The organism is Thiocapsa bogorovii, assembly GCF_021228795.1.
Taxonomy (GTDB): domain Bacteria; phylum Pseudomonadota; class Gammaproteobacteria; order Chromatiales; family Chromatiaceae; genus Thiocapsa; species Thiocapsa bogorovii.
In genome coordinates, this window is record NZ_CP089309.1 from 3,781,534 (window position 1) to 3,805,927 (window position 24,394).

The 24,394-nt window shown below is 64.3% G+C and carries 20 protein-coding genes and 1 pseudogene; 6 read left to right on the forward strand and 15 right to left on the reverse strand.

Annotated features, from left to right (window positions below; genetic code table 11):
* Nucleotides 1-168 precede the first annotated feature (168 nt).
* On the forward strand, nt 169-1,701 hold the full coding sequence (locus LT988_RS16910) for an aminotransferase class V-fold PLP-dependent enzyme (protein WP_232406701.1): 1,533 nt from the start codon (nt 169-171) through the stop codon (nt 1,699-1,701).
* Here the strand turns inward: LT988_RS16910 and LT988_RS16915 are convergent.
* The 5 genes from LT988_RS16915 to putP form a co-directional block, all read right to left on the reverse strand.
* On the reverse strand, nt 1,677-4,487 hold the full coding sequence (locus LT988_RS16915; protein ID WP_232406702.1) for a response regulator: 2,811 nt from the start codon (nt 4,485-4,487) through the stop codon (nt 1,677-1,679). The genes LT988_RS16910 and LT988_RS16915 overlap by 25 nt on opposite strands.
* A 155-nt stretch (nt 4,488-4,642) precedes the next feature.
* Nucleotides 4,643-5,536: a transporter substrate-binding domain-containing protein gene (locus LT988_RS16920; RefSeq protein ID WP_232406703.1), complete on the reverse strand. Its 894-nt coding sequence runs from the start codon at nt 5,534-5,536 to the stop codon at nt 4,643-4,645.
* Between the two features lie 65 nt (nt 5,537-5,601).
* Nucleotides 5,602-7,011 (reverse strand): phosphate regulon sensor histidine kinase PhoR, encoded by a 1,410-nt coding sequence (phoR, locus tag LT988_RS16925; RefSeq protein WP_232406704.1) that lies wholly within the window; start codon nt 7,009-7,011, stop codon nt 5,602-5,604.
* Between the two features lie 50 nt (nt 7,012-7,061).
* Nucleotides 7,062-7,748 (reverse strand): phosphate regulon transcriptional regulator PhoB, encoded by a 687-nt coding sequence (gene phoB, locus LT988_RS16930; RefSeq protein ID WP_232406705.1) that lies wholly within the window; start codon nt 7,746-7,748, stop codon nt 7,062-7,064.
* A 225-nt stretch (nt 7,749-7,973) separates the two neighbouring features.
* A complete protein-coding gene (gene putP, locus LT988_RS16935; protein ID WP_232406706.1) occupies nt 7,974-9,476 on the reverse strand; it encodes a sodium/proline symporter PutP in 1,503 nt (500 codons plus the stop codon).
* Between the two features lie 297 nt (nt 9,477-9,773).
* Here putP and LT988_RS16940 point away from each other — a divergent pair, with 297 nt between their 5' ends.
* Nucleotides 9,774-10,340 (forward strand): NUDIX hydrolase, encoded by a 567-nt coding sequence (locus tag LT988_RS16940; RefSeq protein WP_232406707.1) that lies wholly within the window; start codon nt 9,774-9,776, stop codon nt 10,338-10,340.
* A gap of 185 nt (nt 10,341-10,525) precedes the next feature.
* Here LT988_RS16940 and LT988_RS16945 read toward each other — a convergent pair whose 3' ends face one another.
* The 4 genes from LT988_RS16945 to LT988_RS16960 all read right to left on the reverse strand — a co-directional run bounded on the left by LT988_RS16945 (nt 10,526) and on the right by LT988_RS16960 (nt 14,666).
* On the reverse strand, nt 10,526-11,356 hold the full coding sequence (locus tag LT988_RS16945; protein ID WP_232406708.1) for a metal ABC transporter permease: 831 nt from the start codon (nt 11,354-11,356) through the stop codon (nt 10,526-10,528).
* The gene (locus tag LT988_RS16950; protein WP_232406709.1) at nt 11,353-11,952 is read right to left on the reverse strand and encodes an ATP-binding cassette domain-containing protein; all 600 of its coding nucleotides are present in this window, start codon (nt 11,950-11,952) and stop codon (nt 11,353-11,355) included. The genes LT988_RS16945 and LT988_RS16950 overlap by 4 nt, the downstream gene beginning before the upstream one ends.
* Nucleotides 11,949-12,842, reverse strand: a complete 894-nt coding sequence (locus LT988_RS16955; protein ID WP_232406710.1) for a metal ABC transporter substrate-binding protein — start codon at nt 12,840-12,842, stop codon at nt 11,949-11,951. The genes LT988_RS16950 and LT988_RS16955 overlap by 4 nt, the downstream gene beginning before the upstream one ends.
* A gap of 165 nt (nt 12,843-13,007) precedes the next feature.
* Nucleotides 13,008-14,666, reverse strand: a complete 1,659-nt coding sequence (locus LT988_RS16960) for a TonB-dependent receptor (protein WP_232406711.1) — start codon at nt 14,664-14,666, stop codon at nt 13,008-13,010.
* 457 nt (nt 14,667-15,123) lie between these two features.
* Between LT988_RS16960 and dksA the strand changes: the two genes are divergently transcribed.
* Nucleotides 15,124-15,549, forward strand: a complete 426-nt coding sequence (gene dksA, locus LT988_RS16965) for an RNA polymerase-binding protein DksA (protein WP_232406712.1) — start codon at nt 15,124-15,126, stop codon at nt 15,547-15,549.
* A gap of 46 nt (nt 15,550-15,595) precedes the next feature.
* On the opposite strand, the gene LT988_RS16970 is transcribed toward dksA, so the two are convergent.
* Nucleotides 15,596-16,198, reverse strand: coding sequence for a 2OG-Fe(II) oxygenase (locus LT988_RS16970; protein WP_232406713.1), 603 nt, complete (start codon nt 16,196-16,198; stop codon nt 15,596-15,598).
* A gap of 173 nt (nt 16,199-16,371) precedes the next feature.
* On the opposite strand from LT988_RS16970, the pseudogene LT988_RS16975 reads away from it, so the two are divergent.
* Nucleotides 16,372-17,760, forward strand: a pseudogene (locus LT988_RS16975) (IS1380-like element ISTro1 family transposase); the annotation flags it as partial.
* Nucleotides 17,761-18,281: 521 nt separating this feature from the next.
* Here the strand turns inward: LT988_RS16975 and LT988_RS16980 are convergent.
* The 5 genes from LT988_RS16980 to LT988_RS17000 all read right to left on the reverse strand — a co-directional run bounded on the left by LT988_RS16980 (nt 18,282) and on the right by LT988_RS17000 (nt 21,872).
* Entirely contained in the window at nt 18,282-18,761 is a 480-nt protein-coding gene (locus LT988_RS16980) for a CreA family protein (RefSeq protein ID WP_232406714.1), read from the reverse strand.
* 33 nt (nt 18,762-18,794) lie between these two features.
* The gene (locus tag LT988_RS16985; protein WP_232406715.1) at nt 18,795-19,988 is read right to left on the reverse strand and encodes a protoporphyrinogen/coproporphyrinogen oxidase; all 1,194 of its coding nucleotides are present in this window, start codon (nt 19,986-19,988) and stop codon (nt 18,795-18,797) included.
* A gap of 22 nt (nt 19,989-20,010) precedes the next feature.
* Nucleotides 20,011-20,631: a hypothetical protein gene (locus tag LT988_RS16990; protein ID WP_232406716.1), complete on the reverse strand. Its 621-nt coding sequence runs from the start codon at nt 20,629-20,631 to the stop codon at nt 20,011-20,013.
* A gap of 60 nt (nt 20,632-20,691) precedes the next feature.
* On the reverse strand, nt 20,692-21,264 hold the full coding sequence (locus tag LT988_RS16995; protein WP_232406717.1) for a Tll0287-like domain-containing protein: 573 nt from the start codon (nt 21,262-21,264) through the stop codon (nt 20,692-20,694).
* Nucleotides 21,265-21,536: 272 nt separating this feature from the next.
* A complete protein-coding gene (locus LT988_RS17000) occupies nt 21,537-21,872 on the reverse strand; it encodes a YebG family protein (protein ID WP_232406718.1) in 336 nt (111 codons plus the stop codon).
* A gap of 205 nt (nt 21,873-22,077) precedes the next feature.
* On the opposite strand from LT988_RS17000, the gene LT988_RS17005 reads away from it, so the two are divergent.
* Together LT988_RS17005 and hyfB are read left to right on the forward strand one after the other, a co-directional pair.
* The gene (locus LT988_RS17005; RefSeq protein ID WP_232406719.1) at nt 22,078-22,359 is read left to right on the forward strand and encodes a helix-turn-helix domain-containing protein; all 282 of its coding nucleotides are present in this window, start codon (nt 22,078-22,080) and stop codon (nt 22,357-22,359) included.
* A complete protein-coding gene (gene hyfB / locus LT988_RS17010) occupies nt 22,356-24,371 on the forward strand; it encodes a hydrogenase 4 subunit B (protein ID WP_232406720.1) in 2,016 nt (671 codons plus the stop codon). Before LT988_RS17005 ends, hyfB begins: the two co-directional genes overlap by 4 nt.
* The last annotated feature ends 23 nt before the right edge of the window (nt 24,372-24,394 follow it).

A 24,394-nucleotide genomic window follows, 5' to 3' on the forward strand; every position in this document is an offset into this window, starting at 1 on the left:
AAGCTCCCGTTATCCGTGTCGTTCGGTCCCCCGGCGATGGATGGGGTGCGTGTGATTTCACCTCTTTCTTCCGTCGTCGTCGGATCCGTGCGTTCGGTGTGCCATGGCACGAGCAGCTCACCCGAGAGTGGATTGCTCCGGATCGATCTTCAGCGCAAGGGGTGTGTGATGACAGCGAGCAAGCAGGGTTCGGGCCTTGATCGACGTGATTTTCTAAAGGGTTTTGCATCCGCCGGCATTGCGGCGGGGTTTGTTGGGCCCGGCGAGGTCCTCGCCAAGGCCCAGTCGGGTCCGCCAGCGGTTCCGCCCGGCCAATTCGGGCGCAATTTGCTGCCCCCGCCGACGATCTCCGGTCCTCAGTCCGGCGAAGGTTATTGGGCAAAGGTTCGCAAGACCTTCTCGTTGCCTAACGATTACATCCATATGAACACGGGCACCACCGGCTCGCCGCCTCAGTTCGTGGTCAACAACCTTGCCGTCTACAACCTCTACAAGGCGGAGGATCCCCGCGACTGGGGTGCCAATCTGGCCGCGGACTTCCCGACGCTCTTCCCGACCAGCCCGTCGGCGACCGGCGCGCGTCAGGCGCAGGTGGCCGAGGTTTATGGCGCCAATCCCGATGAGATCGTGCTGAGCTACAACACGACCGACGCATGCAATCTGATCTTTGCCGGGACCCCCTGGAAGCCCGGTGATCGGATCGTCACGACCAGCTTCGAGCACCCCGCCTTGGCCGGTCCGATCGCTTGGGCCCGTGACTACCATGGGGTCGAGGTCGTGATCGTCGATATCCCGTCGAATTTCACCGCTGCCATCACCGTCGACGAGGTGCTGGACTGGTTCGAGTCGGAGCTTTCCGTGCCTTTGGATCCAGCCAACAAGCAGTACCTTGCCATCTCCGAAATCTTCTACAAGAACGGTGTGCGGATGCCGATTCCCGAGTTGTGCGCATTGGCACGCCACTACGGCGCTTACTCGATCATCGACACGGCCCACGGTTGGGGGATGCTGCCTATCGACTGCCACGCCTACGGTGCGGATTTCATCGCGGGGGCGGGTCACAAATGGCTCTGCGGAGGGCCCGGGACGGGGATTCTCTATGTCCGCAACTCGGGAACCGACCCTCTGCCGCCGTTTGCAATGGGCAACTTCTTCTTGTACGGGAACCCTTTCGTTGCCCAGAGCACCTGGTACGAGAGTCGTGCGTGGAACCCGAGCGTTTATATGCAGTTCCGCGGCGAGAGCAATACCCCCGCGCTCTATGCAATGACTGACTCGGTCAGCTATTTCGATCAGATCGGCGTGATTGCCATCTATGATCGCGGGGTCGCGCTCGGAAATTACCTCAAAGGGCTCATCGCCGCGCAATGGGGCCCGAGTGCGCTTTGGGTCCAGGAGAATTCGGACGCCCGCTTCGCGACCGCACTGACCTCGTTCAACCCGTTCGCGGACAAGGACAACGCGGCAGCCTACGGCGCAATGAATGCGGCCATCAGTGCGGTGAACGGCGCCTTGGCCGCGGAGACACCGAAGATCTATATCCGCTCCGTGACCTGGCGAAGCAGTTCCGCGGCACCGGCGGACGATCGCGTGGGGTTCCGCATCTCCACCCACGGCGTATACAACAACTACGACGAGATCGATGACGTCTTCGATCGGCTCGTCTATCACATCAATCAGAGCGACTTGGCGCAGCTCTGATGACTGTCCGTCGGTCGAGAGGAGTCGCCGGAGCCATCCGACCGGGTCGCGTGCCCTGCCGGATGCTTTTCGATTCCGTTGAGGAGATCGATCAGCTCGGATCGGTTCAAGGGCTTGGTCAGATAGCCGTCGATACCTGATTCCAGAGCGGCCGCCCGCTCCTCGGGCAATGCGGCCGCCGTCAGTGCGTGGATGGGGGTTCGGCCCAGACTCGGGTCCGCGCCCTCGTGCTCGCGGATCAGCCGGGTCGCCTCCAAACCACCCATCACCGGCATCTGCATGTCCATCAGAATGAGATCGAAAGTGTCGCGCTCGACGTGCTCCAGCGCCTCTCGGCCGTTGTTGGCCAGGGTTATCTCATGGCCCCACTTGCCCAGAAGTCGGATCATGAGCTTCTGATTGACCAGGTTGTCCTCGGCCAGCAGGATCTTCAGCGGCTTGGCTGGTTGCTGCGGTGAACGAGCTTGCGGCTGCGCCAAGGGCGCCGCATCCCGCGTGCGCTCGCCCAAAGCGTTTTGAACGGCCTTCAGCAGCTCGTCGTGGGCGACGGGCTTGGCGAGGAGGGCGTCTATACCTAAGTCTCGGCAGCGCTCGGCATGGCCGGGGATGACACCCGAAGAGAGCATGATCATTTTGAGGTGTTGTGTCCGCGGGATCCGCTTGAGCGCGGAGACGACCGCGAAACCGTCTAGATCCGGCATCTCGAAGTCGATCAGGAGCAGATCGAACGCCCGCATGTCCGGGTCGGCAACGACGGCGAGGCATCCGGTGCCGTTACGCGCCTCGGTCACCTGCATGCCCCACTGCACGAGCATGCGGCAGAGAATCCGGCGATTCACCGCGTTGTCGTCGACCAGCAAGACGCGTTTTCCCCCCAGCTCGGGCGGTTGCGGTGCAACGAAGTCCCGGTCGCCGACGCCGAGCGGCAGGGTCACATGAAAGGTGCTGCCCTCGCCGAGCTTACTCTCGACCCAGATGCGTCCACCCATCAAGGCGGCCAACCGATTGGAGATCGTCAGACCCAGGCCAGTACCGCCGAAACGTCGCGTGATCGAGCCGTCCTCCTGCGAGAATGCATCGAAGATACGCTTCTGGTTTTCCGAGGAGATGCCGATTCCGGTATCGCGCACGGCGAAATGAACCTCTACCCGATCCTCTGCGATCGGTCGTGCAGCCACGTGCAGAGCGACCTCGCCCTGCTCGGTAAACTTGATGGCGTTGTTTAGAAGGTTGACGAGGATCTGTCGCAGGCGACCCGGGTCTCCGATCAAGCGACGCGGGACATCCGGCGCGAGCTCGCTGAGAAGCTCCAACGGTTTCTCCTGCGATTTCACCCGCAAGGAGCGCATGATCTCGTTCACGAGGGCCTGAAGGTCGAGATCGATCGACTCGACCGCCAGCTTGCCTGCCTCGATCTTGGAGAAATCGAGGATATCGTTGATGATCGTCAGGAGGCCGTCGGCGGATGACTTCACGACGTTGAGACAGTCGCGTTGCTCTTCGCTCAGTGGTGTCTCGAGGGCCAATTCGGTCATCCCGATAATGCCGTTCATCGGTGTTCGGATCTCGTGGCTCATGGCTGCCAGAAACTCGGATTTCGCCCGGCTGGCATCCTCGGCACGCCCGACGCTGGTCTTCAGAGATTCCGCCATCTCTTCGAGCCGACGGGTGTTGTCGAGCAGATCCTGCTCTAACGCCTCGCGGCGCGCGATCTCCTCGGAGAGTCGTTGGTTCTGGTGCTCGAGGCGGTCGCGCAGACGATCCGATCGGGCATATTTCTCCTCGAAGAGAATCGCCCGCAACCGCATGCGGTCGAAGCCGACCGCCGCGAACAACAGGACGAAGGGAAAGGCACCCAGGGTGTAGAGAAAGAGCCTCGAGCTGAGATGCCCGTAGACGGAGTCTTCCGTCATCAATGTCAGCAGCGACAAAGGCGTACCCGGGACCGCGCTGCGCACCGCCAGCCACCCATCGAGATCCGCCCGAGCAGTTCCCCGACGGTCTGCTCGACGGCTCGCCCGATGATCCGCAGGGCGATCCGGCGCCGCGTCGATCGGCATCAGCGTGTTTTCGGGCAAGCGCGCAAGGGCATGCGCCAACTCGGGATCGACCTCGATCTCGGGACCGGGCGGCGCGATCACCAGGCCGTCCGGTCCGACGAGAAGCTCCTGATAGCGCGCCGAGGATGTCTCCTCGTCCCCGCTCGAGATCAGCAGCCAGGCGAGTTGATCGAGACTGCCGACCGTGACGACGACGCCTTTGTAGATCCCTTTGTGGAAAACCGGGGCGCTCGCGATCAAGCGGTGTGATTCGTTTTGAATCGAGATCTTGCCTTCATGCTCGAATCCCTCCGGGAGATCGACGGGTGGAGCATCGGGCTGCAGGTCGACGAGTGTCTCGCCCTGCTCGTTTCCGTAGAGGATCCGCTGGTAGAGGGGCGATCCGCGCAGGGTCTTCTGCTCGAGATGTCGGCGGAAACGCTGCTCGATGGCATCGAGATTGGTGTTCAATCCGTACTGCAAAGACATGCCCAAGGCGAGATTGATCAGGTAGGCCTCGATCTCATGGCTTTCGGCGAGGTCGATGGCGCTGTTGCGGCGCTCGGCGGTAAAGTCGGCGACGGCGATCGCGCGACGTTGGCTGTCCGCAACCAATCGAGCGTCCGCGGCCGAGCGCAACAGGTCTTGTGCCGTGAAGACATTCCAAAGAAGAACAATGGTATAGACGCAGAAGATGACCGCTAACAGGAGCGGCCAGCGAGGGGCGAGTCGACCTAGCAACGCCATCTTGGTGTGGATCGCTCAAGGCCTGCGCGGCTGCACGAGGAGGCCTGTCGAGCGCTCAAGGTGTGGTTGCGCGGCATGTCGAGATCACCCCCTCTTCGGGCGGTGCCTGCGGTTCCCGACGTGATCGGGCGTCAGGCGCTCCGACGCCGCCCGATTCAGGAGTTGCGGTCGAAGAACCCCGGAAAATAGCGGCGGATCCCCGGGTAGTATTTGTCGACCAAGCGATCGTAGGTGCCATCGGCCTTGATTCTCGCGAGGTAGTCGTCGAAGGCGTCACGCAGAGCCGGCGAGCTTTTCGGAAAAGCGGCGGCAAGATTCTGATGTTCCGAGATGGGGCCGATGATCTTGATGGCTCCGGCCCATTTCTTCAGATCGAGAATGGCATCCGGCACGTCCAAAAGGGTCAGCTCCGCCTCCTCGTTGAGCAGCGCCGGGACCATCTCGTTGAGGTTCGAGCTTCTGGTATAGGACTTCAAATCGACCCCGGCACCGGTCAAGCCGTAGTTGGCCGGGTCGAGACAGGTCCGCTCCATCACCAAGAGGCTTTTGGATCCGATCAGCGCCTTGGTTTGAAGAATATCACGGGAGAGGTCGTCGCTACCCGAGATCGGGGAAAGCTCGGATTCCGAGCGGGCGACCAGGAGCACCTGAGACGGAAAGGTGGGTTGTGAATAGAGCAGTACCTGCTCGCGCCAGGGAAGCACGGTAAATCCGGCAGCGATCATGTCCCCGCGGATCGGGTAGTCGCCTTCGAGGGTAACCTCCGAACCGTTTCGCACCACGTCCTTGCCCAACAGATCGCGCATGACGTTGTAGAAGTTCGTGTCGACGAGGACGTAGTTGACACCGAGCTCCTTCGCGAAGCCTTTCACCAATTCAACGTCGAAACCGTCACCGGAGCCGGTGACGAAGTTGGCGTATTTGATGCCGAGATGGCGCAACTCGCCGCGCTCCCGGATCTCGTCGAGATCGCTGCACCAAGCGGCCGATGAAAGCCACGCAAGCACCAGAGCACAGCCGAGGGTGAGACCTCTGCTTAAGACGTTCATCAGCGCATCCTCCGGGACCTGTTTCGACCGGGACCGGCTCCAGATCCTACGCCCGCGCGCGATCATCAACAAGCGGCCGAGCGTCGACCTCGGTCCAGGTGTGAGCCTGCCGTATCCGGCGCCGGAGTCGATCGGGCTTCGATCGTGGTGGGTTCAGGCACGGCGCGAGGTGCGGTGGCCTGTTCGACCTCTTCCCGGAGGATCGCTCGAGCCCTCGGGAAGACGCACGAAAAGGTCGATCCCCGCCCGATCTCGCTAGCGATCAGCAGGCGCGCATCGTGCCGGTTCATGATGTGCTTGACAATGGCAAGACCGAGTCCGGTGCCTCCGGATTCGCGCGAGCGGGCCTTGTCGATGCGATAGAAGCGTTCCGTCAGCCTCGGCAGATGCTCGGGCTCGATGCCGGGGCCGTTGTCTTCGACCCGAAGTTCCAGGCTGTCGCTCAATGCCGACCAACGGACATGGATCTCAGTACCCTCGGGTGTGTGCTTGACCGCGTTGAAGACGAGATTGGAGAAGGCACTGCGCAGCTCGGGCTGGCTCCCGAGCAGGAGTAGATTCTCGTCGACGTCGGTCGAAAACAGGTGCCGGCCCTTGCTCAGTGCGTGGGCCTCTTGGAGGATCAGATGCAGCTCGTCGGGGACATCGACAAGCTCTTGCGCCTCCGGGTGCTCGTGCATCTCTAGGCGAGAGAGTGTCAGCAGGTCTTCGATGATGAGGCGCATGCGCTCGGCCTGATTGTGCATCAGCGACAGAGGCCGACGATGGTTCTGGGGTGTCGCCGAGGCGTCGATCAGGCTCTCGAGGAAGCCGGCGATGACGGTCAAGGGCGTGCGCAGCTCATGCGAGGCGTTCGCGACGAAGTCGCGCCTGATCATGTTGAGGTGATAGATCTTGGTGATGTCGCGCGCGACGACGAGTCGCTGGCGCTTGCGCTCGCCGAACGGGGTAATGCGCAGCGACAGCATCAGTGCTCGGTTGTGCTCCGGGGCGAAATCCATCGGCCTCAAGGATTCGCCGACTTCGACGAAGTCCTTGAGGTCCGGATGGTTCAGGATCTCGAAGAGAGGCCGCCCGTCGTCCTCGGGCCAGTGCACGTTCATCAAGGTCGCCGCGGCGGGGTTCGCCCATTCCACCCGATGCTGCTTGTCGAGGATGACCAGGCCGTCCGGTACCGCGTTGGCCGCCTCGCGGAAGCGACGCGTGAAGCGGATCTGGCGCTTGCGGCCCTTGCGCCCGCGCTGTTGATACTGTGCGATGCTGCGATAGATCTCGCCCCAGAGCCCGCGCGGAAAAGGCGGGATCAGTCTGTGATGACGCCGGATCAGCAGCGCGAGATGAATAAGGAGGAAGAGTTGGCGCAGCAGATAGGCGACGAGGACCGGTGTTCCGACCCAAGCCCATTCGGGTGCGGCCAGCCATGGCGCGGTGCACAGGACGATCGTGGTTGTGAACAGCCACACCTCGAACGACACGGCGTGCCGCCAGGACTCTCCCCGTGGGTGCGGTTTATCGGCCAATCTCGTCAGGTCTTGTCCGAGAAGCGATAACCGACGCCGCGCACGGTCTGGAGCAGTCGGTCGTGGCCCGAGGCTTCGAGCGCCTTGCGCAGGCGGCGGACGTGCACGTCGACCGTGCGTTCCTCCACATAGACCTGATCGCCCCAGACTTGATCGAGCAGCTGCGAGCGGCTGAAGGCGCGATCGGCGTGGGTCATGAAGAAATGCAGCAGGCGATATTCGGTCGGTGCGATCTCGACGGGGCGTCCCTCGGCGGTCACCCGGTGGCCGATGTTGTCGATGCGTAGCCCCCCGACGTCGATTTCGTCCGCCGGCTCGTCGGTCTTGGCGCGCCGCAGGACCGCCTTCACGCGAGCCACCATCTCGCGCGGCGAGAAGGGCTTGGCGATGTAGTCGTCGGCCCCGGTGTCGAGACCCTTGATCCGGTCCTCTTCCTCGCCGCGGGCACTGACCATGATGATGGGTACGGCGCGCCTTTTGGGATTCTGCTTGAGCTGTTGGGCCAGCTCGAGACCGGAGCGTCCCGGCAGCATCCAGTCGAGCAGGATGAGGTCGGGGCTCTCGATGGTCAGGAGCTTGCGCGCTTCGTCCGCATGGGCAGCCTCGATCACGCGATAGTCGGCATTTTCGAGCGCGAAACGCATGACCTCGCGAATATCCGGTTCATCGTCGACGACAAGAATGGTGGTCATGGTGTTCTGAACCGCGTTCGGTGTGATCTGTGATGTGTCGAATGAGCCGCGGCCCGGCAGCGACTTTGCGCCGTCGCCTCGACGCCGTTCAGGTAAAAACCTCGAATGTGCAGCGTGGGTTCACCCGGGTCGACCTGGTCTTGCGGGGTTGGGGTAAGTCGACCGGGGTGCATTCTATTGACGATTGATGACGACACGATGACGGCGTCGCCCATTGTCGCCCGCTCATGCCCGAGACGCCTTCAGCTCGGTCTCGACCTTCGTGAAGCGCGCGGCGAGGCCCTCGTGTTTTTTCTTGTCCGCGCGACTGACCAGGACGATCGCGAGCGTCGCGAAGAGGATGCCAGGCACGATCTCGTAGAGCTCGAACAGGCCGCCTTGGAGTTGCCGCCATCCCAACACTGTCAGGCCGCCGACCAAGATCCCGGCGAGCGCCCCAAGACCGGTCATGCGCGGCCAATACAGTGAGAGGACCAGCGCCGGACCGAAGGCCGCTCCGAAGCCTGCCCAGGCGTAGGCGACGAGATCGAGCACCATAGCATCCGGGTCCAGCGCCAACCAAAAGGCGGCGACGGCGATCACGACGACCGTGATCCGCCCGACGGCGACCAGCTCGCGTGCCCCGGCCTTGCGACGCAGCAGGGTGCGATAGAGGTCCTCGGTGAAGGTGGACGAGGAGACCAGCAGCTGCGAGTCAGCGGTGCTCATGATTGCGGCCAGGATGGCGGCGAGGAGAAGACCCGCGATCAACGGATGAAACAGCAGATCGACGAGCAGGATGAAGACGGTCTCGCGCGCCTCGGGCGCGAGCGGCTGCTCGATGATCAGAATGCCCGCAAGGCCGGTCAAGGTGGCGCCCGCAAGCGTGACGGCGACCCAGGTGACCGCAATCCAGCGGGCCAGCGGCACCTTTCGCGGCGACGCGATCGCCTGGAAGCGGGCGAGGATGTGCGGCTGACCGAAATAACCCAGGCCCCAGGCGGCCAGGGAGAGGATACCGATAAAGCCCAGTGCGCTGCCGTCGGCGCGCGTGAAGGGGTCCAGGAGGTTCGGGTTGGCGGCCTCGATCACCTCGAGCGCCAACGCGGTATCCCCGATCTGCGATACGGCCACCCAAGGCACGGCGACCAGGGCCACCGCCATCAGCATCCCCTGCAGGACATCCGTCCAGGAGACGGCCAAAAACCCGCCGATCGCGGTGTAGATCATGATGGAGAGGACGCCGATCCCCACGGCCCAGAGATAGGGCAGCCCGAAGACCGACTGGAAGAGCTTGCCCCCGGCCACCAAGCCGGCGCTGGTGTAGAGCAGAAAGAACAGCAGGATAAACAAGGCGGCGATGCCGCGTAACCATCCGGCCCGGTCTTCGAATCGGTTGGCGAAATACTCCGGCAGGGTCAGTGCGTTGCCGTACGCCATGCTGAAGACCCGAAGGCGCGCCGCGACCAGGCGCCAATTCGCCCAAGTGCCGAGCAAAAGCCCGCCGGCGAGCCAGACCGACTCAACGCCGGCCGCGTAGGCGAATCCGGGAAGACCGAGCAGCAGCCAGCCGCTCATGTCCGAGGCGCTGGCGCTCAATGCGGCGACCCCGCTGCCGAGCCGCCGGCCGCCGAGGATAAAGTCCGACAGATCCCGGGTGCGCCGATAGGCGTACCAGCCGATCATCCAGACCACGGCGAAGTAGACGGCGAAGGTGAATGCGAGAAGGAATGGATTCTGGGTCGACATGCGGGGTCCTTTCGATTGGCCGATTCGCCTTGTCGGATCGGTCTCGGATCGTTAGTTTAGGGTTTGCCGGCGGTCGTTTCCAAAACGACTGAACCGCGCCCGGCGCGGCATGCGGTGTTTTCGGATGGAATCGGCCCCGGCAGACTTGACGCGCGTTAGAGTCTGCGCGATTCAACACATTAAAAACTATATTCTTTTAAAACGCGCCCCTTCCAGGGGTCATGGATGCACCAAAGGTCGAGAGCGCTCGAGCACGAGCCGCTCACTCTGGACGCGGTTTAGATCGAGGAATCTCCCATGACCGAAGCACGGATCCTGAAGCGTGAGCCTGTCTTTGAAGGCCGGGTGATCGACGTCGCCCTCGAGACCGTCGCTATGCCCTCGGGGCAGGAGGTGCAGCTCGAGATCATCCGTCACCCCGGCGGTGCCGCCGCGGTCGCCTTGGACGAGCAGGATCGCGTCTGTCTGTTGCGGCAGTTCCGACACGCCGCGGACGGCTGGCTCTGGGAGCTTCCGGCGGGCAAGATCGATCCGGGCGAGACGCCGCGCGACACGGCGACCCGCGAGCTCGCCGAAGAAGCCGGCCTGACCGCGGAGGACTGGACCGATCTCGGACGCATGCACAGCTCGCCCGGCGTCTTCGCGGAGGTGATTCATCTCTGGATGGCACGCGGGTTGACCCGGCAGCCGCACGCGCACGAGCAGGACGAGCTGATCGAGATCCATTGGCTGCCCTTGGCCCAGGCACTCGACTGGTGCAACGACGGCGAGATTACCGACGCGAAAACACTTGTCGGTCTCTACCGTGCGCACGGGATGATCAAGAGTGCCCTCGAAATGCTCTCCGAGGATGCGGGCTGCTAAACCGCGCCCAGTGCGCCATGCGATGTTTTTGGATGGGATCGGCCCCGGCAGACTCGACGACCGTTGGACCCGGCGCGGTTTAGAGGATTAAGGAACAGATCCTGTTCACTGCGTCCCCGCGAAGGGTTGTGGATGCACCGAGCGTCGAGCGCATTCACACGAGATCATCTCGCTCGGGACGCGGATCAACGCACCTGCCGCGGGCGCACCAGCCGTCTTCGGCCGATCAGACCTCGCCCGGCCTCGACCGTCGCGGCCAGCGCGATCAGCACCGCGACCAGCACCGGACCGAAGGGCTGATCCAGCGCCAGAGCGGCGAGGTAGGCCAGGAGATAGCCGCCGGCGCCGCCGAGCGCGCAGATCGCCATTGTCCAGGTCCAGCCGGGGGCAATGCGAAAGGCGATCCAGGCCGGCACCAAGACCAGCGCGAAGGCCCCCATCAGACCGACGGTCGCGGTGCCGATCGCCATCGCCAGCGCGGCCAAGAGGTCGAAGCTCAGGTGCCAGCGGTGTGTCGGCAGGCGGTTCGCGGTTTCGTCGTGCGGAAAGAAACGTGCGCGCATCAGCCGGGGTACGAGCCGTGGCAGGGCGGCCGCGGCGAGCCCGGCGAGCGCGAGTGCGGCGCACAATTCCGCTGCCCCCGCGAAATACAGCTGACCGTCGACGAGCGCATGGCCGAGTGTCGCGCCCAGGCGCGTGTTCGCCGCGATCAGAAAGAGCGCCGACCATCCGAAGAGGATCATGAACCCGTAGGCAAGATTGCCGCGTGCCCCGGTCAATGATTTGACCGCACCCCCGGCCAGCGCGCCGAGCGGTGCACCGAGGACCGCGGGCAGCCCGAACGCGAGTCCGAGCAGTGCGCTCGCCGCGGCCAGATGCGCGAGTCCGAGCGCGGCCAGCCATTCGTCGCGCAGCACGAGCAGGGCCCCGATGGGCGGCAACACCAGCGCGATGGCCAGCCCAGTGATCAACGGCACCCGAAACAACGGATCCAAGACCAAATCCAGCGCGCTCATGCGATCGCGATGACCCGCGAGCAGGCATCCTCGAGGAATCGCTGCTCGTGGCTGACGAGCAGAACCCCCCGCTCCGAACCCCTCTGCGCACCGCTCGCGTCTCGCCGGGTCAGCCGACTCGGGTCGAGCATCTCGAGCAGCAGGGCCTCCCGCTCGGGATCGAGATTGTTGGTGGGCTCGTCGAGGAGGATCAGATCCGCCTCGCCGGCGATGGCGGCCCAGACGCACAAGAGCTGATATTGACCGCCGCTCAGGCGGTCGATACGCCGCCCCGAGACGGCTTGGATGGCGGCCGGCATGTCCTGCATGGATGCCCCGGCAAAACGCAGCAGCTCGCGTCCCGTCACCGGCATGCTCGCCAGTCGGACCGGTGTCTGCTCCTGATAGGCGATGACCAAGCCGGGCCTCCGCAGGATGTGCCCCGAGAGCCGATCCGCGCGGTCCGCAATGGCATTGAGCAAGGTGGATTTACCGCACCCGTTCGCGCCCCACAAGCCGACGACCTCGCCCGGCGCGATGTCGAGCGAGACGGGCCCGACCACGGGTCGGCCGTAGCCGGCGACGAGGTCCTCCACGCGCAACAGCGGTGCGCTCAAGGCGGCGGCGCCAAGGTCTGCACCCAGAGGTCGATGTGATCGAGATAACCGCTTCCGTCGGCGCCCATCGGCGGGTCGAGCGTGAGACGGCGGGCGTCCCATCCCAGGTCTTTGGCGAGGCGTTCGGGTGCCCGCGCAGACGCGTAAGGGGCGTAGACGATCACGCCGGAACGACCCCGAAGCCCCTCCGAGAGGGCCTTGATCTGCCGGGCGGTCGGCGGTACGCCGGGGATCTCCTCGATGGTACCCAGCAGCGGAACCCCGAAGCGATCGAGCAGATAGAGCGCATCCCGATGGTAGAGGACCACACCCGGCGCACCCGCCAGTCGGGCTTGCCAAGCAGCCATGCGTTGCTCCGTCGCGGCGGCGAAGGACCGCGCGTTGGCCCGATAGGTCTCGGCGCCCGCGGGATCAAGGAGTGCCATGCGCTCGCCCAATGCGGAGGCGACGCGCGTCATCCGCACCGGATCCATGTTGACGTGCGGGTTGCCGATCGGATGGACATCGCCGAGCGCACGGTCCGCCGGCGAGCCGACCTCCAACAGATCGACCTGGGCCGCGCCTTCGAAATAGCCCGGCTGTCCGGGCAGGATAAGCGGATTGGCGGCGCTGGCGATCGCCACCGGCAGCCAGCCGACCTCGAGCTCCGCGCCCACGGCGACGACCAGATCCGCATCGCGCAGCGCACGAATCATGGTCGGCTTGGCTTGGAGGCTATGCAGATCGCGATCCGGCGAGGCCAGCACCGTGACCTGCGCGCGACCGGCGCCGACCGTGCGCGCCAAGGCGCCCATACCCGAGCTGGTCGCCACGACATCCAGCCCGGCGGCGTTGACGCCCCCGAAGGCGATCAGCCCCCCGACAACGAAACCGACAAAACCCTTAACCATCACAGATCCCTCGTCAACCGCGTTAAACAAAGCGACCACCTCGACCCGATGCAGACCGAGATCGATTCATCCTGAAATCGCGTCGGCTCCAAGATCACGGACACATGCGTCCAGCGATCCCGAGTGAACCCGCTGCATGTACCGGGGGACGCGATTTCAGCGATTTCAGAAGGCGTGCGCCCCGTGCGATCCCATGCTGACCAGGAACTGCAGATAGAAGGCGTCGAACCGCTCGCGCTCCCCGGGGGCCACCAGGATGTCGTTGTGCGCATACTGAGCGCGCAGTCGCGAGAATTCCGAGAGGTTCCAGGTCACATCGAAGGTCCACCGATCCGACGAGCCGAAGCTCGCGTTCTCGCTGCCGCTGATCTCGTTGGTCATCCCGAGCACGTCGTAGCGCAGGCCGGCCGTCCATTTCGGGGCGAATCCGTAGATCGCCTGGGCATAAAGACCGTCCGTGGTGAAGGTACGGCGCGTGCCGAGAACCTCCGGATGGGCGCTCGAGGTGATCTTCATATCCTTGATCGAGCGCAGATACTCGCTCTGGAACTTGAAGCTCTTGTGTCCGTAAGCGCCGCCGCCGTCGTAGGTGTAGACCAGATCGACACCCCACAGCTGGGCGTCGCCGGCGAGGCCGTCGCGGAGGATCTCGATCTCGTGATCCGCGTCATGCGCATCCTCGTGATCACCGTCGTGTTCGAGCGTGTCCTCCCGCGCCTCTTGATGCTGGTTGTTGTTTGCGTAGGACAGTCCGAGCTGAAGCGCATGATTGGTGCCGATCTCGGGTGCGACCTTGGCGAAGGCGGTCCAGAGTCGCGGGCCGTCGTCGGTGTCGCCGAGCTCCAGCGCCGCCTGGTCGTCGTCGCCCAAGGTCGCGCCGAAGATCTCCTGGTTGCCCTGCAAGCCCTCGACGCCGAGTAGGGTATAGACCGGCAGCTTCGGGAGCCAGGTGAGCTGGAGTCCGGTGTCCTGAAGCCCGTGCGGGCCGAGCAGATTGAGGTAAGGCAGATTCTGATCGACGAAGTCCCATTGATGGGGATGCTGTCGATTGATGTACCCGAAGTCGCTGAGGAACTTGCCGCCTTTCACGCGCAGGCCGGCCGGGAGGCTGCGGGTTTGAAAGAAGCCCTCTTCAAGCTCCACGGTGCCGTCTCCGTCGATCGAGAGGAACAGGGAGGCGTCGAAGTAGGGGTCGACGGTTGCCGAAAAGGCGATCTCGGCCTCGCGGAAATTAAACCCGTTCTCGGTGAGACCGTGCAGGTGGCCGCCATGCTCCTCGTCGCCATGGTCCGCCTCGTCGCTGTGCGGCACCCCGCGCGAGGGCTGGTAGGCAAGCCCGACGAGCGTCGCGCCCTCGCCGTCGATCCCGTCGTGGTAATAGTTGCCGTCGAGGAAGACCGAGATCTGCGGGTTGAACGCGTTGCCCGAGTCCAGTGCGCCGAGAACCGTCTTGCCGGACTCCGGGCTCGCGGGCGGCGTGACCGCCGGCGCGGTCATGGGTCTGGACTCGGTTGTCGCGAGATCGGCGGCCTTCTCCGCGCGCTCCGCAGCCGCCTCCGAACGCGATGCGGCCTTGGCTGCGTCACGCTCCGCCTTGGCGAGGCGGGACTCAAGATCCTGAATTTGGCGCTCGTACTGGGACTTCATCTGATCGACCATCGCCCGGAGCTCGGCGAGCTCGGTATCCGTTGCGGGGAACGCGCTCATCGGCGTCAGCAAGGCTATCGCGACGGCGACCCGCACCCCGGCCCTTTCAGCGAGCCGGTGTCGGACCGCAAACCCCTCTCGCGGCAGGCCCTGTGGGTCGATGTTATAACGTTTCATGATTAAGGCGGGCTTCTCAGGCTAACAGCTAAAAGAGAGGTCATGCGCCGGTGCGCGAAACGAGGCCGATTCAGCCCGTGGCGCGGCGCAAGGGCGGTTTTGGGTCCAACGCTCCTAAAGGAGCCGCTCGCGTTTTCGGTGGCCGGACCGGCGGCCCGGAACGGCTTGTCTCCGATAGACTTGCCGAAGGCCACCCGAATACGCGATGCTCCGCGGATGTCGCCCGGCTTGCCGGCGGTCTGACCGGCTGGGGCCAAGGACAGTGCGCGATGCACTCCTCGGGCGGCGTGCCGGCGAGATCCCCGGCGGTTCGATCGGGAACACAAGGTTGCATCGGGGCCGATGCGTTGCGTGGTCCAGATGCCGACAGCGCGTTCGGATCAGCCTACTCAAGAAGGTACTAAAGTCGTGTTATGTTATTACATATTCGATCTGCGTCAAGGTGAGGGGGTGTCCGATGGCTGAGGATCCAGGATCCGACTATTCTCCCAGTCCCGATGAGGAGTACATGAACGAGCGCCAGCTGGCCTACTTTCGCGCCAAGCTGCTCGCCTGGCGGGCCGAGCTTCTGGACGAGGCTCAAGGAACGCTCGACGGCTTGCGCGACAGCGCCCATCAAGAGGTCGGCGACGATGTGGATCGCGCCACCCGCGAGGCGGATCAGGCGCTGGAGCTGAGGACCCGCGACCGTTGTCGCAAGCTGGTCCATAAGATCGACGAGGCGTTGGTGCGAATCGAGGACGGAAGCTACGGCTACTGCGAGGAGACGGGCGAGCCGATTGGTCTGGCACGGCTGGAAGCGCGGCCGGTCGCGACTCTCTCCGTCGAGGCGCAGGAGCGGCGCGAGATCAAGGAGCGCCAGCGGTTGAGCGGCGCCATGTGAGGCCGGCTCCGGCCCCTCGCTCGGACGAGGGCGGGCCGTTCGGCTCTCAGAGCGGGCCGATATTGATGCCGATCGACAGGCGCGGCAACGCGCTGCGATTGGTCTCGACGGCATGCGGGAGGTTCGGCGGGAAAAAGATGAAGGTCCCGGCTCGCGGCTCGATGCGAATCGTCGATGGTCCGTCGTAGAGGATCAAATCGCCCGAGTCCGGTGGTACGGCGACGTAATAGACGCCCGAGAGAAGCTCGTCGTGCTCGTCGTGGGTGTGCTTCGAGGTGCTTTGACCCGGTCCCGTGAGATTCAACCAAAACCCGCAGTGCACTGATCCTGGAGCGCGTCCGAGGATCAATCCGGCGCAGACGACGGCCTGGTCCAGGACGGAGGTGATGGCGGGGATGCGTGTTCGTTCGAGGTAGAGATTCTCGAACCGATCGCCGATAAAATGGGTGCGACGTTCGAAATCATCCGCTTGCATCCCGCTTACGGCGGCCGAGATCGCCGCGTTGACCCGCTCGGCATCGGCTAGGCCGCATCGGTGGATTTCGGCGTTGGACCAGCCGACTCGGCTCGGCACCCCGGAAGCGGATTCGCTGCCGCGGAATGCGATCCTCTGCGCCGCCCCTTGCGCATCTGTGGTGGGCTGTTTCATCGAGCTGTTTTCCCCCTTCGTTCCTTCGAGATCGGGTCTGGCGGGCCGTGCGCTCGTTGTCAACCGAACACCTAGCCCGAATATTTCATAAAAAAGGGCGACTCTCGTTCAACCCATTGATAAAATGGCTGTTCCGCCAAGAACGCTTCGGAAGAAGCTAAACGAGGTCGCCCATGCCCGAGTCTACCCCGGAACAGCTGCGTTTTCCCCCGGTCGCCGGTTTCACGGTCCGCGGCGACTTCGACGGCGGCGCCATGTCGTCTGACTTTGGCCCCATGATTCTGCGCGGGGTTGATCGGCAGATCGGCCTGACCGAGCGGTTGAGCGCAGCGATCGATGATTGGCGCCATCCGTCCTACACCACCCATCCGATGCGTGAGCTGATCGCGCAACGGGTCTACCAGATCGCCTGTGCTTACGAAGACGGCAACGACGCCAATGCGCTGCGCCGTGATGCGCTGTTCAAGCTGGGGCTGGAGCGCAAGCCGCTGGATGCGACGACGGACCTGGCCAGCGGGCCGACCTTCTCGCGTTTGGAGAATGGGGTCGGCGCGCGCGACCTCTACCGCATGGCGCAGGCCTTCGTCGAGGCCTTCATCGCCAGCTACCCGAAGGCGCCGCAGGTGATCGTGCTCGATATGGACCACTCCGAAGACGCCACCCATGGCCAGCAGGAGTTCGCGTTCTACAATCATCACTACGGCAACCATTGCTACTTGCCGCTGTTTCTCTTCGAGGGCCTCTCGGGGAAGTTCATCACCGCGGTGCTGCGTCCCGGCAAGCGCCCCACCGGCGCCGAGAACGCGATGATCCTCAAGCGCGTGCTCAAGCGGCTGCGGGCCGCGTGGCCACGCACACGCATCATCCTGCGCGGCGACGGACACTTCTCCAACCCCGAGTTGATGGCCTTGGCGATGGCCGATCCGTTGACGGATTTCATCTTCGGCCTGGCGGGTAACCGGGCTCTCACGCCACGGGCCGAGCCGTTCTTGGCCGACGCCCGCAAGCTCCATGCGCTGCGCATCGAGAACGCCCGGCGCGCCGACGCCGACGTACCCGAGCGGACCCGCACCTACCACGAGGTTGACTACCGTGCCGGTTCCTGGCCCGGCGCGTGTCGGACCATCCTCAAAGCCGAGGTGACGGCGCGCGGCGACAACCTCCGCTTCGTCGTCACCTCCTTGGACTTGCCCAGTCCCGAGTGCGTCTACCGCGATCTGTACTGCGCGCGCGGCCAGGACGAGAACTTCATCAAAATGATCAAGAACGATCTGGCCAGCGATCGCACTTCCGACAGCACCTTCTTGGCCAATCAGATGCGCTTGTTCTTCTCCTGCGCCGCTTACGTCTTGCACCAAACGCTGCGCACCGAGGTCCTCGTCGGCACGGAACTGGCCAACGCCCAGCCTGCCACCGTGATCATCAAACTGTTCAAGCTCGCCGTGCGCGTGGTGCAGTACAAAGACCGCGTGCGCCTGCACCTGCCCTCGAGCTGTCCGGTCAAGACGCTGTTGCAGCAGGTCACCGAGAGGCTCTTCAACGCGCAGCCCGGGCGGCGCCCGCCTAGACGCACATACATCCCCGCACGGGGATTTCAGCACGCGCACGACGACTATGCCCACCTCGGGCAGGGCATCGTACGCCTGCGCGGCGACAAAACTACTCGTGCCCCGTTGATCAAGCCCGTTGCCGCTCGGTATTTCCACCATTCAACCCCCGCGGCGTCCCGGTCATCGCCCTCGGTGACGCCCAGCGCCGCGCAAATCCGCGAGGCCAGTGTCGGCTGTGTCGGTTTATGAAACATCCGGGCTAGTACCTCGTTCCACCTTATTTTGCGTGCTCAGCGAGGCGAGAAGCATTCAGCGGCTAGGCGCGCGAGCGCAGGAAGAGTGACCCTCTTTCAAGCTCGGGCAACAACGGCGCTGAACGCTTCTCACCTCGCCCTTCGGGAGCCCCCCAAAGGCGCCAGGGCAGCGTTACAGCCCTTGGAAATAGCTTCCCACTATTCCCCGCGGTCTGTGCCTTGCCCTGACGCCTTTGGGGGGCTCTGAGCATGCAAAATAAGGTGGAACGAGGTACTCGCTTATGGGGCGTGCCCGCTCCAAGGTAGAATCGGTACGGCGGTAATGCTGTTCTTGGGCGAGCCTTCGATGACCCTGTCGCTATAGCTCAAATACACCAGTGTGTGGCGGGGCGCGTCGTAGAAGCGCACGACCTGGAGGCTTTTGAACAGCAGAGATGTGCGTTTCTTGAACACTTCGTCGCCGTTCCGCTTGCCGTCGCGAATCTCGTCGGCGAGCGTAATGGGACCGACCTGAACACAGTGGATCGCCGCATCGGAGGTGTCCTCCGCGACCCCGACAGCACCTGAAACACCTCCCGTCTTGGCTCGACTCAGATAACAGGCCACGCCCGGGATCTCCTCGTCATCGAAGACCTCGACGAGGATCTTGTCGTTCGGCCCCATCCACTTGAACTTGGTGGCAACGCTTCCGATGATCTCGGCGGCGGCTGTCCCGATCAGGAGCAATAGGGCTAGGCCGAGTGCGATGCGTCTTCTCATGGGGGCGATCTCGAGCGGTGGCGCTGTTGGACCTTATCTCGCGAAGAGTCGGTCCGACTCGCTGCGGCTACGTGTCAGGGCGTCCTCGATCGAGACGCCGAGGAACCAGTTTCCGGTGACGGCGAGCCGGGTCCCGGCGAGGGTCTCGTCGAGCCGCCTTACCCGTGCGGGATGGCCCGTGCGCAGGGCAGGCAAGCGATTGCGCACCCGCGCCTGCGCAGCGATGTGACGCGGCGTGGTGCCCAACGCGAGACAGGCTCGCTCGATCTGTGCCTGCTCGCTCAGCACGCCGGGACGGAAGTGGAATGCAAATCCGCGGTAGCTCGGGTCGGCGAGAAAGTCGCGCGAGACGGCCGAGTAGAATGCTTCGTCGACGGCGATGAGGCCCGCGATGGGTTTGAGCCCGAGGTCCGAGGTGCGGAACGCCAAGACCAGGGTCTCGATCTCCGCCACGCCGATATCGGTGATCGCGGCCCGTGCGGCGTCGAATCCGGCCGGCATCAGCGCGGTGGCGACATCGGGCGGAACGGCGAGGGTCAGCGCGCCGCAGGTCAGTGTCTCGCCACCGGCGGTCACGCGAAAGCCCTCGCCGTTGCGCTCGACCCCGGAGATCTGCTGTCCGGTGCGGACCTCGAGCCCCTTTTGGGCTGCGATCGCCGTCGGGATGGCGGAGAGCCCGGTCGAGAAGGTGAATGCCTTGATCACGTCCTTGCGGCGCGGTTTGCGCCGAAACAGGGCCTCGGCGGGGTAGTCGTCCGCCGGCTGGCAGATGACGGCTTGAAAGGCATAACGCAGCAGGTCGCGATAGTTGCGGTGCCCGAGCACATCCCCGTAATAGGCGGAGACGCTGCGCCCTTCTTTGGGGGCGGAAAAGATCTTCGGAATCGAGCGCATTGCCTCCCAGAGGTGCAGCGCCGATAGGATCGAGGTCCGCTGTCCGCCTTTCCAGAGCAAATAACCGACCTTTCCCTTGGGCTGAACGTGTCGGGTCAATCCGAGATCGTCCAGGATCGACAGAAGGTTGCCGTAGCTGTTGAAGCAGGTGTGACCGCCGGCCTCGGTCCAGAAGCCGCCGAGCTCCGGGAAGCTCTGGCTGTTGATGCAACCCCCGACGCGATCCGAAGACTCCAGCACGAGGGTCCGCCGGCCGCGACGTGCTGCGAAATGGGCGGCACCCAAGCCGCTGATGCCGGCGCCGATCACGATATGGTCCAAATCCGTACTCATACTCTGCTCATAGGCTGATGCGTCAGTCGTGCGGCTCTTGCGTCTCGCTCGAAGGGGTCTCGTTCCGCGTGCGTTCAAGCCCCGGGCGTTCGGCCGGTGGATCCATCGCGGCGAGCGAAAGATAGCTGATGTCGGGAATCGGGATCGGTGTGGGCGGCGGCTCGCAGTCCGCTAGGCTCCAGTCCTGCCCCGAGACGAGACTCAACTTGCCTGTGTCGAAAGCCGCTATGTTAACCGTGCGTGAGGGCTCGAGAAAGTCGTCTTGGGTGGTCGCCAGCGAGAGGGGCGGGTTGTCGGTGCCGCGGTCGCTGGACGATTCCGGCTGCGGCTCTGCGTTGGGGTGCGACGTGGGGTCGGCATCGGTCGCGTTTCCGGATGTCCCCGACGGTTCCGCCTCGCCCAGGGGTGTCACCGTCAGGAGGGCGCCGGCTTGCTCGAAGACCTCGTTGAAGCGTGCGGTGGTCGCGACATCGGCGTTGCGCTTGACGATCACCGGTCGACCTGTAAACAGGCGCTCGGCACCGGCCTCGCTGAGCCTGAAAAGCGCCGTCAGACGCTCGCGCACCCTCGCCGGATCGGCTCCGGTTACCAGATCGCCCCTATAGCTGAGATCGAACCGTTCCTCGGCCATGTTTGATGTCACGCTGGCGGCTCGGTGCAGAGCCCGGGCCGATGCTGAAGCGATCGCCCGGGCGGATTGGGGTCAGAGCGGCTTGGACAAACTGAATGCGCCTCGGACATCGCCGAGGCTGTAGCCGCGTGCCTTGTCGTCAGGATAGCGCTCATCGATGGCCGCCGCGACCTCCGGCGTGATGTCGCTGCCGTGGCAGGCGAGGCAGACCTCGCCGGTCGGGATCGCCTTCATGAAGCGAAAGGTCTCCCCGTCGGCGGTCTCGACGACAGCGGCATAGGCCATGGGTTGAACGTCTTCTCCGGCCACGCGGCGGGCGTCGAAGTCGGCGAGAACCTCTTGTTCCCAGGCATCGGGCGCATTGCCGGCAGTGTTTCGGGTCTTGAGGCTGGTCCGACCGACCTGCCAGCCGGAGCGCTCGGAGAGGTCCGCTGCGATGGCGGGTGCACGGTCCTGACAGACCGCGATGGCATTGGTTGGACCGCCTTCCTTGATGGCGGCCTGCAGCTCGCCCTGCAGGGTGGTGGCAAACTCCTTGACGATCCCTTTGGCCTCCTCGACGTTCGGGTTCGGCGTTGTTTCGGCGCTGAGTGTCGTCGTGGCGAGGATGGCGGTTGCAGCGGTCAAGCGTGCGATCAGCTTCATGCGCAAGGTCTCCGGGTCGATGGGTTGGGAGCAGGGTGTCGGGTCGTGTTGGCAGAACGGGTTTCGAGCGATTCGGGCGGGTCGCCGATCCGCGATCCCGGCGCGAGTCTCGCTGTCTTTGACGGATCGACCGTCGAGAGTTCCGCGCGCCCGTCGCTCGGCGGAACGCTACACGGGATCGAACTGGCCTGCATTGATTTTCGGTGAACCGCACGCGCCGGGTATTGCCGGTCCTCGCCCCCGCGGGCTCCTCGGCGGGATCGGCGTTTCGGTCAGCCTGTGGCTCGCAGGGGCGCGATCTTGGACGTCGCCTCCGGTTGCTGCGCGACCTTCTCGATGTCCCGCTTCTCGGTTTCGACGGTTTCGATCTCGGCCGACTTGCCCTTGAGAATGCGCTCGACGGTCTTGGCGTTGCGCGCGAGATAGATGGTCAACTCCTCGAGATCGCTCTCCGGGAGGTCCGGCAGGATCTTATCGTGGCGCAGGAGCTCGGCGAGACGCTCCGCGCTTTCGAGTGCTTTGTCATAGGCGTCGGCGGCCTTCTTGTCGGTCGTACGCAAGCGTTCGGCTCCCTTCTGGTCTCTGACGACGTATTCGATCTCGATCACGGTCTTGGGCTCCGGGGTCGGCTGTGGTGGTGCCCCGCGAGAGGGCTCGGTCGGGCATTATACTGTTGAAAAAGACAGGCATGCACGCTAGACCGTCGGCACGACGCCGGACACAGGACGGCTCGATACATCGAACGGTGTCTTGCTAAATGATTTCGAAACGCCATAAAATGGCATCTCAAGCATGATAAGTGATGTCTGAAACATGATCATTGCCGCGCAGATCCGCGCCGCTCGTGCGCTGTTGGGGATCGACCAGAGGCGTTTGGCCGAGGCTGCGGGTCTGTCTCTGCCGACCATTCAACGGATGGAGGCCAGTGACGGTCAAGTCCGCGGCAACCTGGATTCGGTCATGAAGCTGATCGAGGCGCTCGACCGGGCCGGAATCGAGCTGATCGGCGACGGTCAGGTCAGCGCAGGCGGCGGGCGCGGGGTCCGCCTCAAGCAGACACACTCGGAGGCGAGCGGCGTCGACGCGGCGCCATGAGGATCGAAATCGCGTTGTCGATCGCCGGACTCGCGGTGGCGCTCGCCCTCGGGTCGGCCGCCGTTTCTCTGCTGGCGGCGCGATTTCCCAAGGTGGTGCGGTTCGTGGCGATGCCGCTGACCGGGCTTTGCGGTGTGACGGCGATCCTCGCCGGACTTAGTGCCTTGTCGTCGGGCGGCGTGGCGACGGCGACCTTGCCCTTGGGCCTGCCTTGGCTGCCCTGGCATCTGCGCATCGATGCACTCGCCGGGTTCTTCCTGCTCCTGATCGGTCTGGTGACCAGTGCGATCGGGCTCTACGGTCCGGCCTATGTGCGCGGGCTCGAGCAGGGCCGGGATTCGCTGGTTGCGCTCGGTGGCTTCACCGGGCTCTTCCTGGCCGGGATGCTCTTGGTCGTTCTGGCCGACGACGCCTTCCTGTTCATGATCGCCTGGGAGGTCATGTCGCTGGCGTCCTACTTTTTGGTCGCCTTTCAGCACGATCAAGCGGCCAACCGACGCGCGGCCTTTCTCTATCTCCTGATGGCCCATATCGGCGGGCTGAGCATCCTGCTCGGGTTCGGCGTGCTGGCTTCCTTCGGCGACGGCTTCTCCTTCGCGTCCATGCGTGCCGCGGAGCTTTCGTCGATCTGGGCGAGCCTGACCTTCGGCCTGGTCTTCCTCGGCTTCGGCATGAAGGCCGGTTTGGTGCCGCTGCACGCCTGGCTGCCCGAGGCCCATCCCGCCGCGCCCTCGTATATCTCGGCCCTGATGTCCGGCGTCATGCTCAAGGTGGCGGTCTACGGCTTCATCCGCGTGGTCTTCGATCTGATCGGCGATGTCCAGTGGACCTGGGGGATGGCAGTCCTGGCGATCGGCAGCCTCTCCGCATTCACGGGCGCACTCTTTGCCCTGATGCAGACCGATCTTAAACGCCTTCTGGCCTATTCATCGGTCGAGAATCTCGGCATCGTCTTCATTGCTCTGGGGCTGGCGCTGATCTTCATCGGCACCGGCCATCGACAGCCGGGCGCGATCGCCTTTGTCGCGGCGCTCTATCACGCGCTCAATCACGCCCTCTTCAAGGGGCTGCTCTTTCTCGGCGCCGGCTCGATTCTCCACAGCACCCACGAGCGGGATCTCGAGCAGATGGGCGGTCTGCTGCGGCGCATGCCCTGGACGGGGCTCTTTTTCCTCATCGGCTGTCTGTCGATCGCGGCACTGCCGCCCTTCAATGGCTTCGTCTCCGAATGGCTGACCTTCCAGGCGGCCCTGCAAGCCTGGCAGCTCGAAAGCGGCGTCATGCGCAGCCTCATCCCGATCGCGACCGCTGTGCTTGCGCTCACCGGCGCCCTGGTGGCGGCGACCTTTGTAAAGGTGTATGGCATCGCCTTCCTCGGTCAAGCGCGCAGTCGGCATGTGCGCCGCGCCCGGCCGGGCCCTTGGGGAATCCGTGCCGGCCAGGGTCTGCTCGCCGTACTCTGTGTTCTGCTGGGTCTCTTCCCGACCCTGGTCATCGGTCTGATCGACGCTGTCCCGCGCCAACTCCTCGGTCTCGGTTTGCCTGAAGCGGGCAGCCGAGGCTGGCTCTGGCTGGTGCCCGATGCGTTCGAAGCGGCCAGCTACAGCGCTCCTCTGGTGACCTTGCTCCTGATCGCCATTGCCGTTGTCGTGGTCTGGGGCCTGCATCAGGTCGGCGTGCGCCGGGTGCGGCGCTGTGATGCCTGGGACTGCGGCTTCGCGCCGCCGACGTCGCGGATGCAATACACCGCAACCGCCTTCGCCCAACCGGTTCGGCGCGTCTTCGCGCTGCTGTTCCGGGTGGAGGAGGGGCAGGTCGCGCGCGACGGCGGCGGGATGCGCCATCAGATCAAGATCGGCGACCGCAGTTGGGACAGGCTCTATCTCCCCCTGGCCGCTTTGGTCGACGGCGCGGCGCGACGCGTCGTCCGTTTGCAGTCGGGCAACGTCCGCGTCTATCTCGGGTCGACCCTGGCGACGCTCCTGGTCTTGCTGTGGATCGTCTCGGCGTAAGCAACATCAGGGTGCAGAGCTAA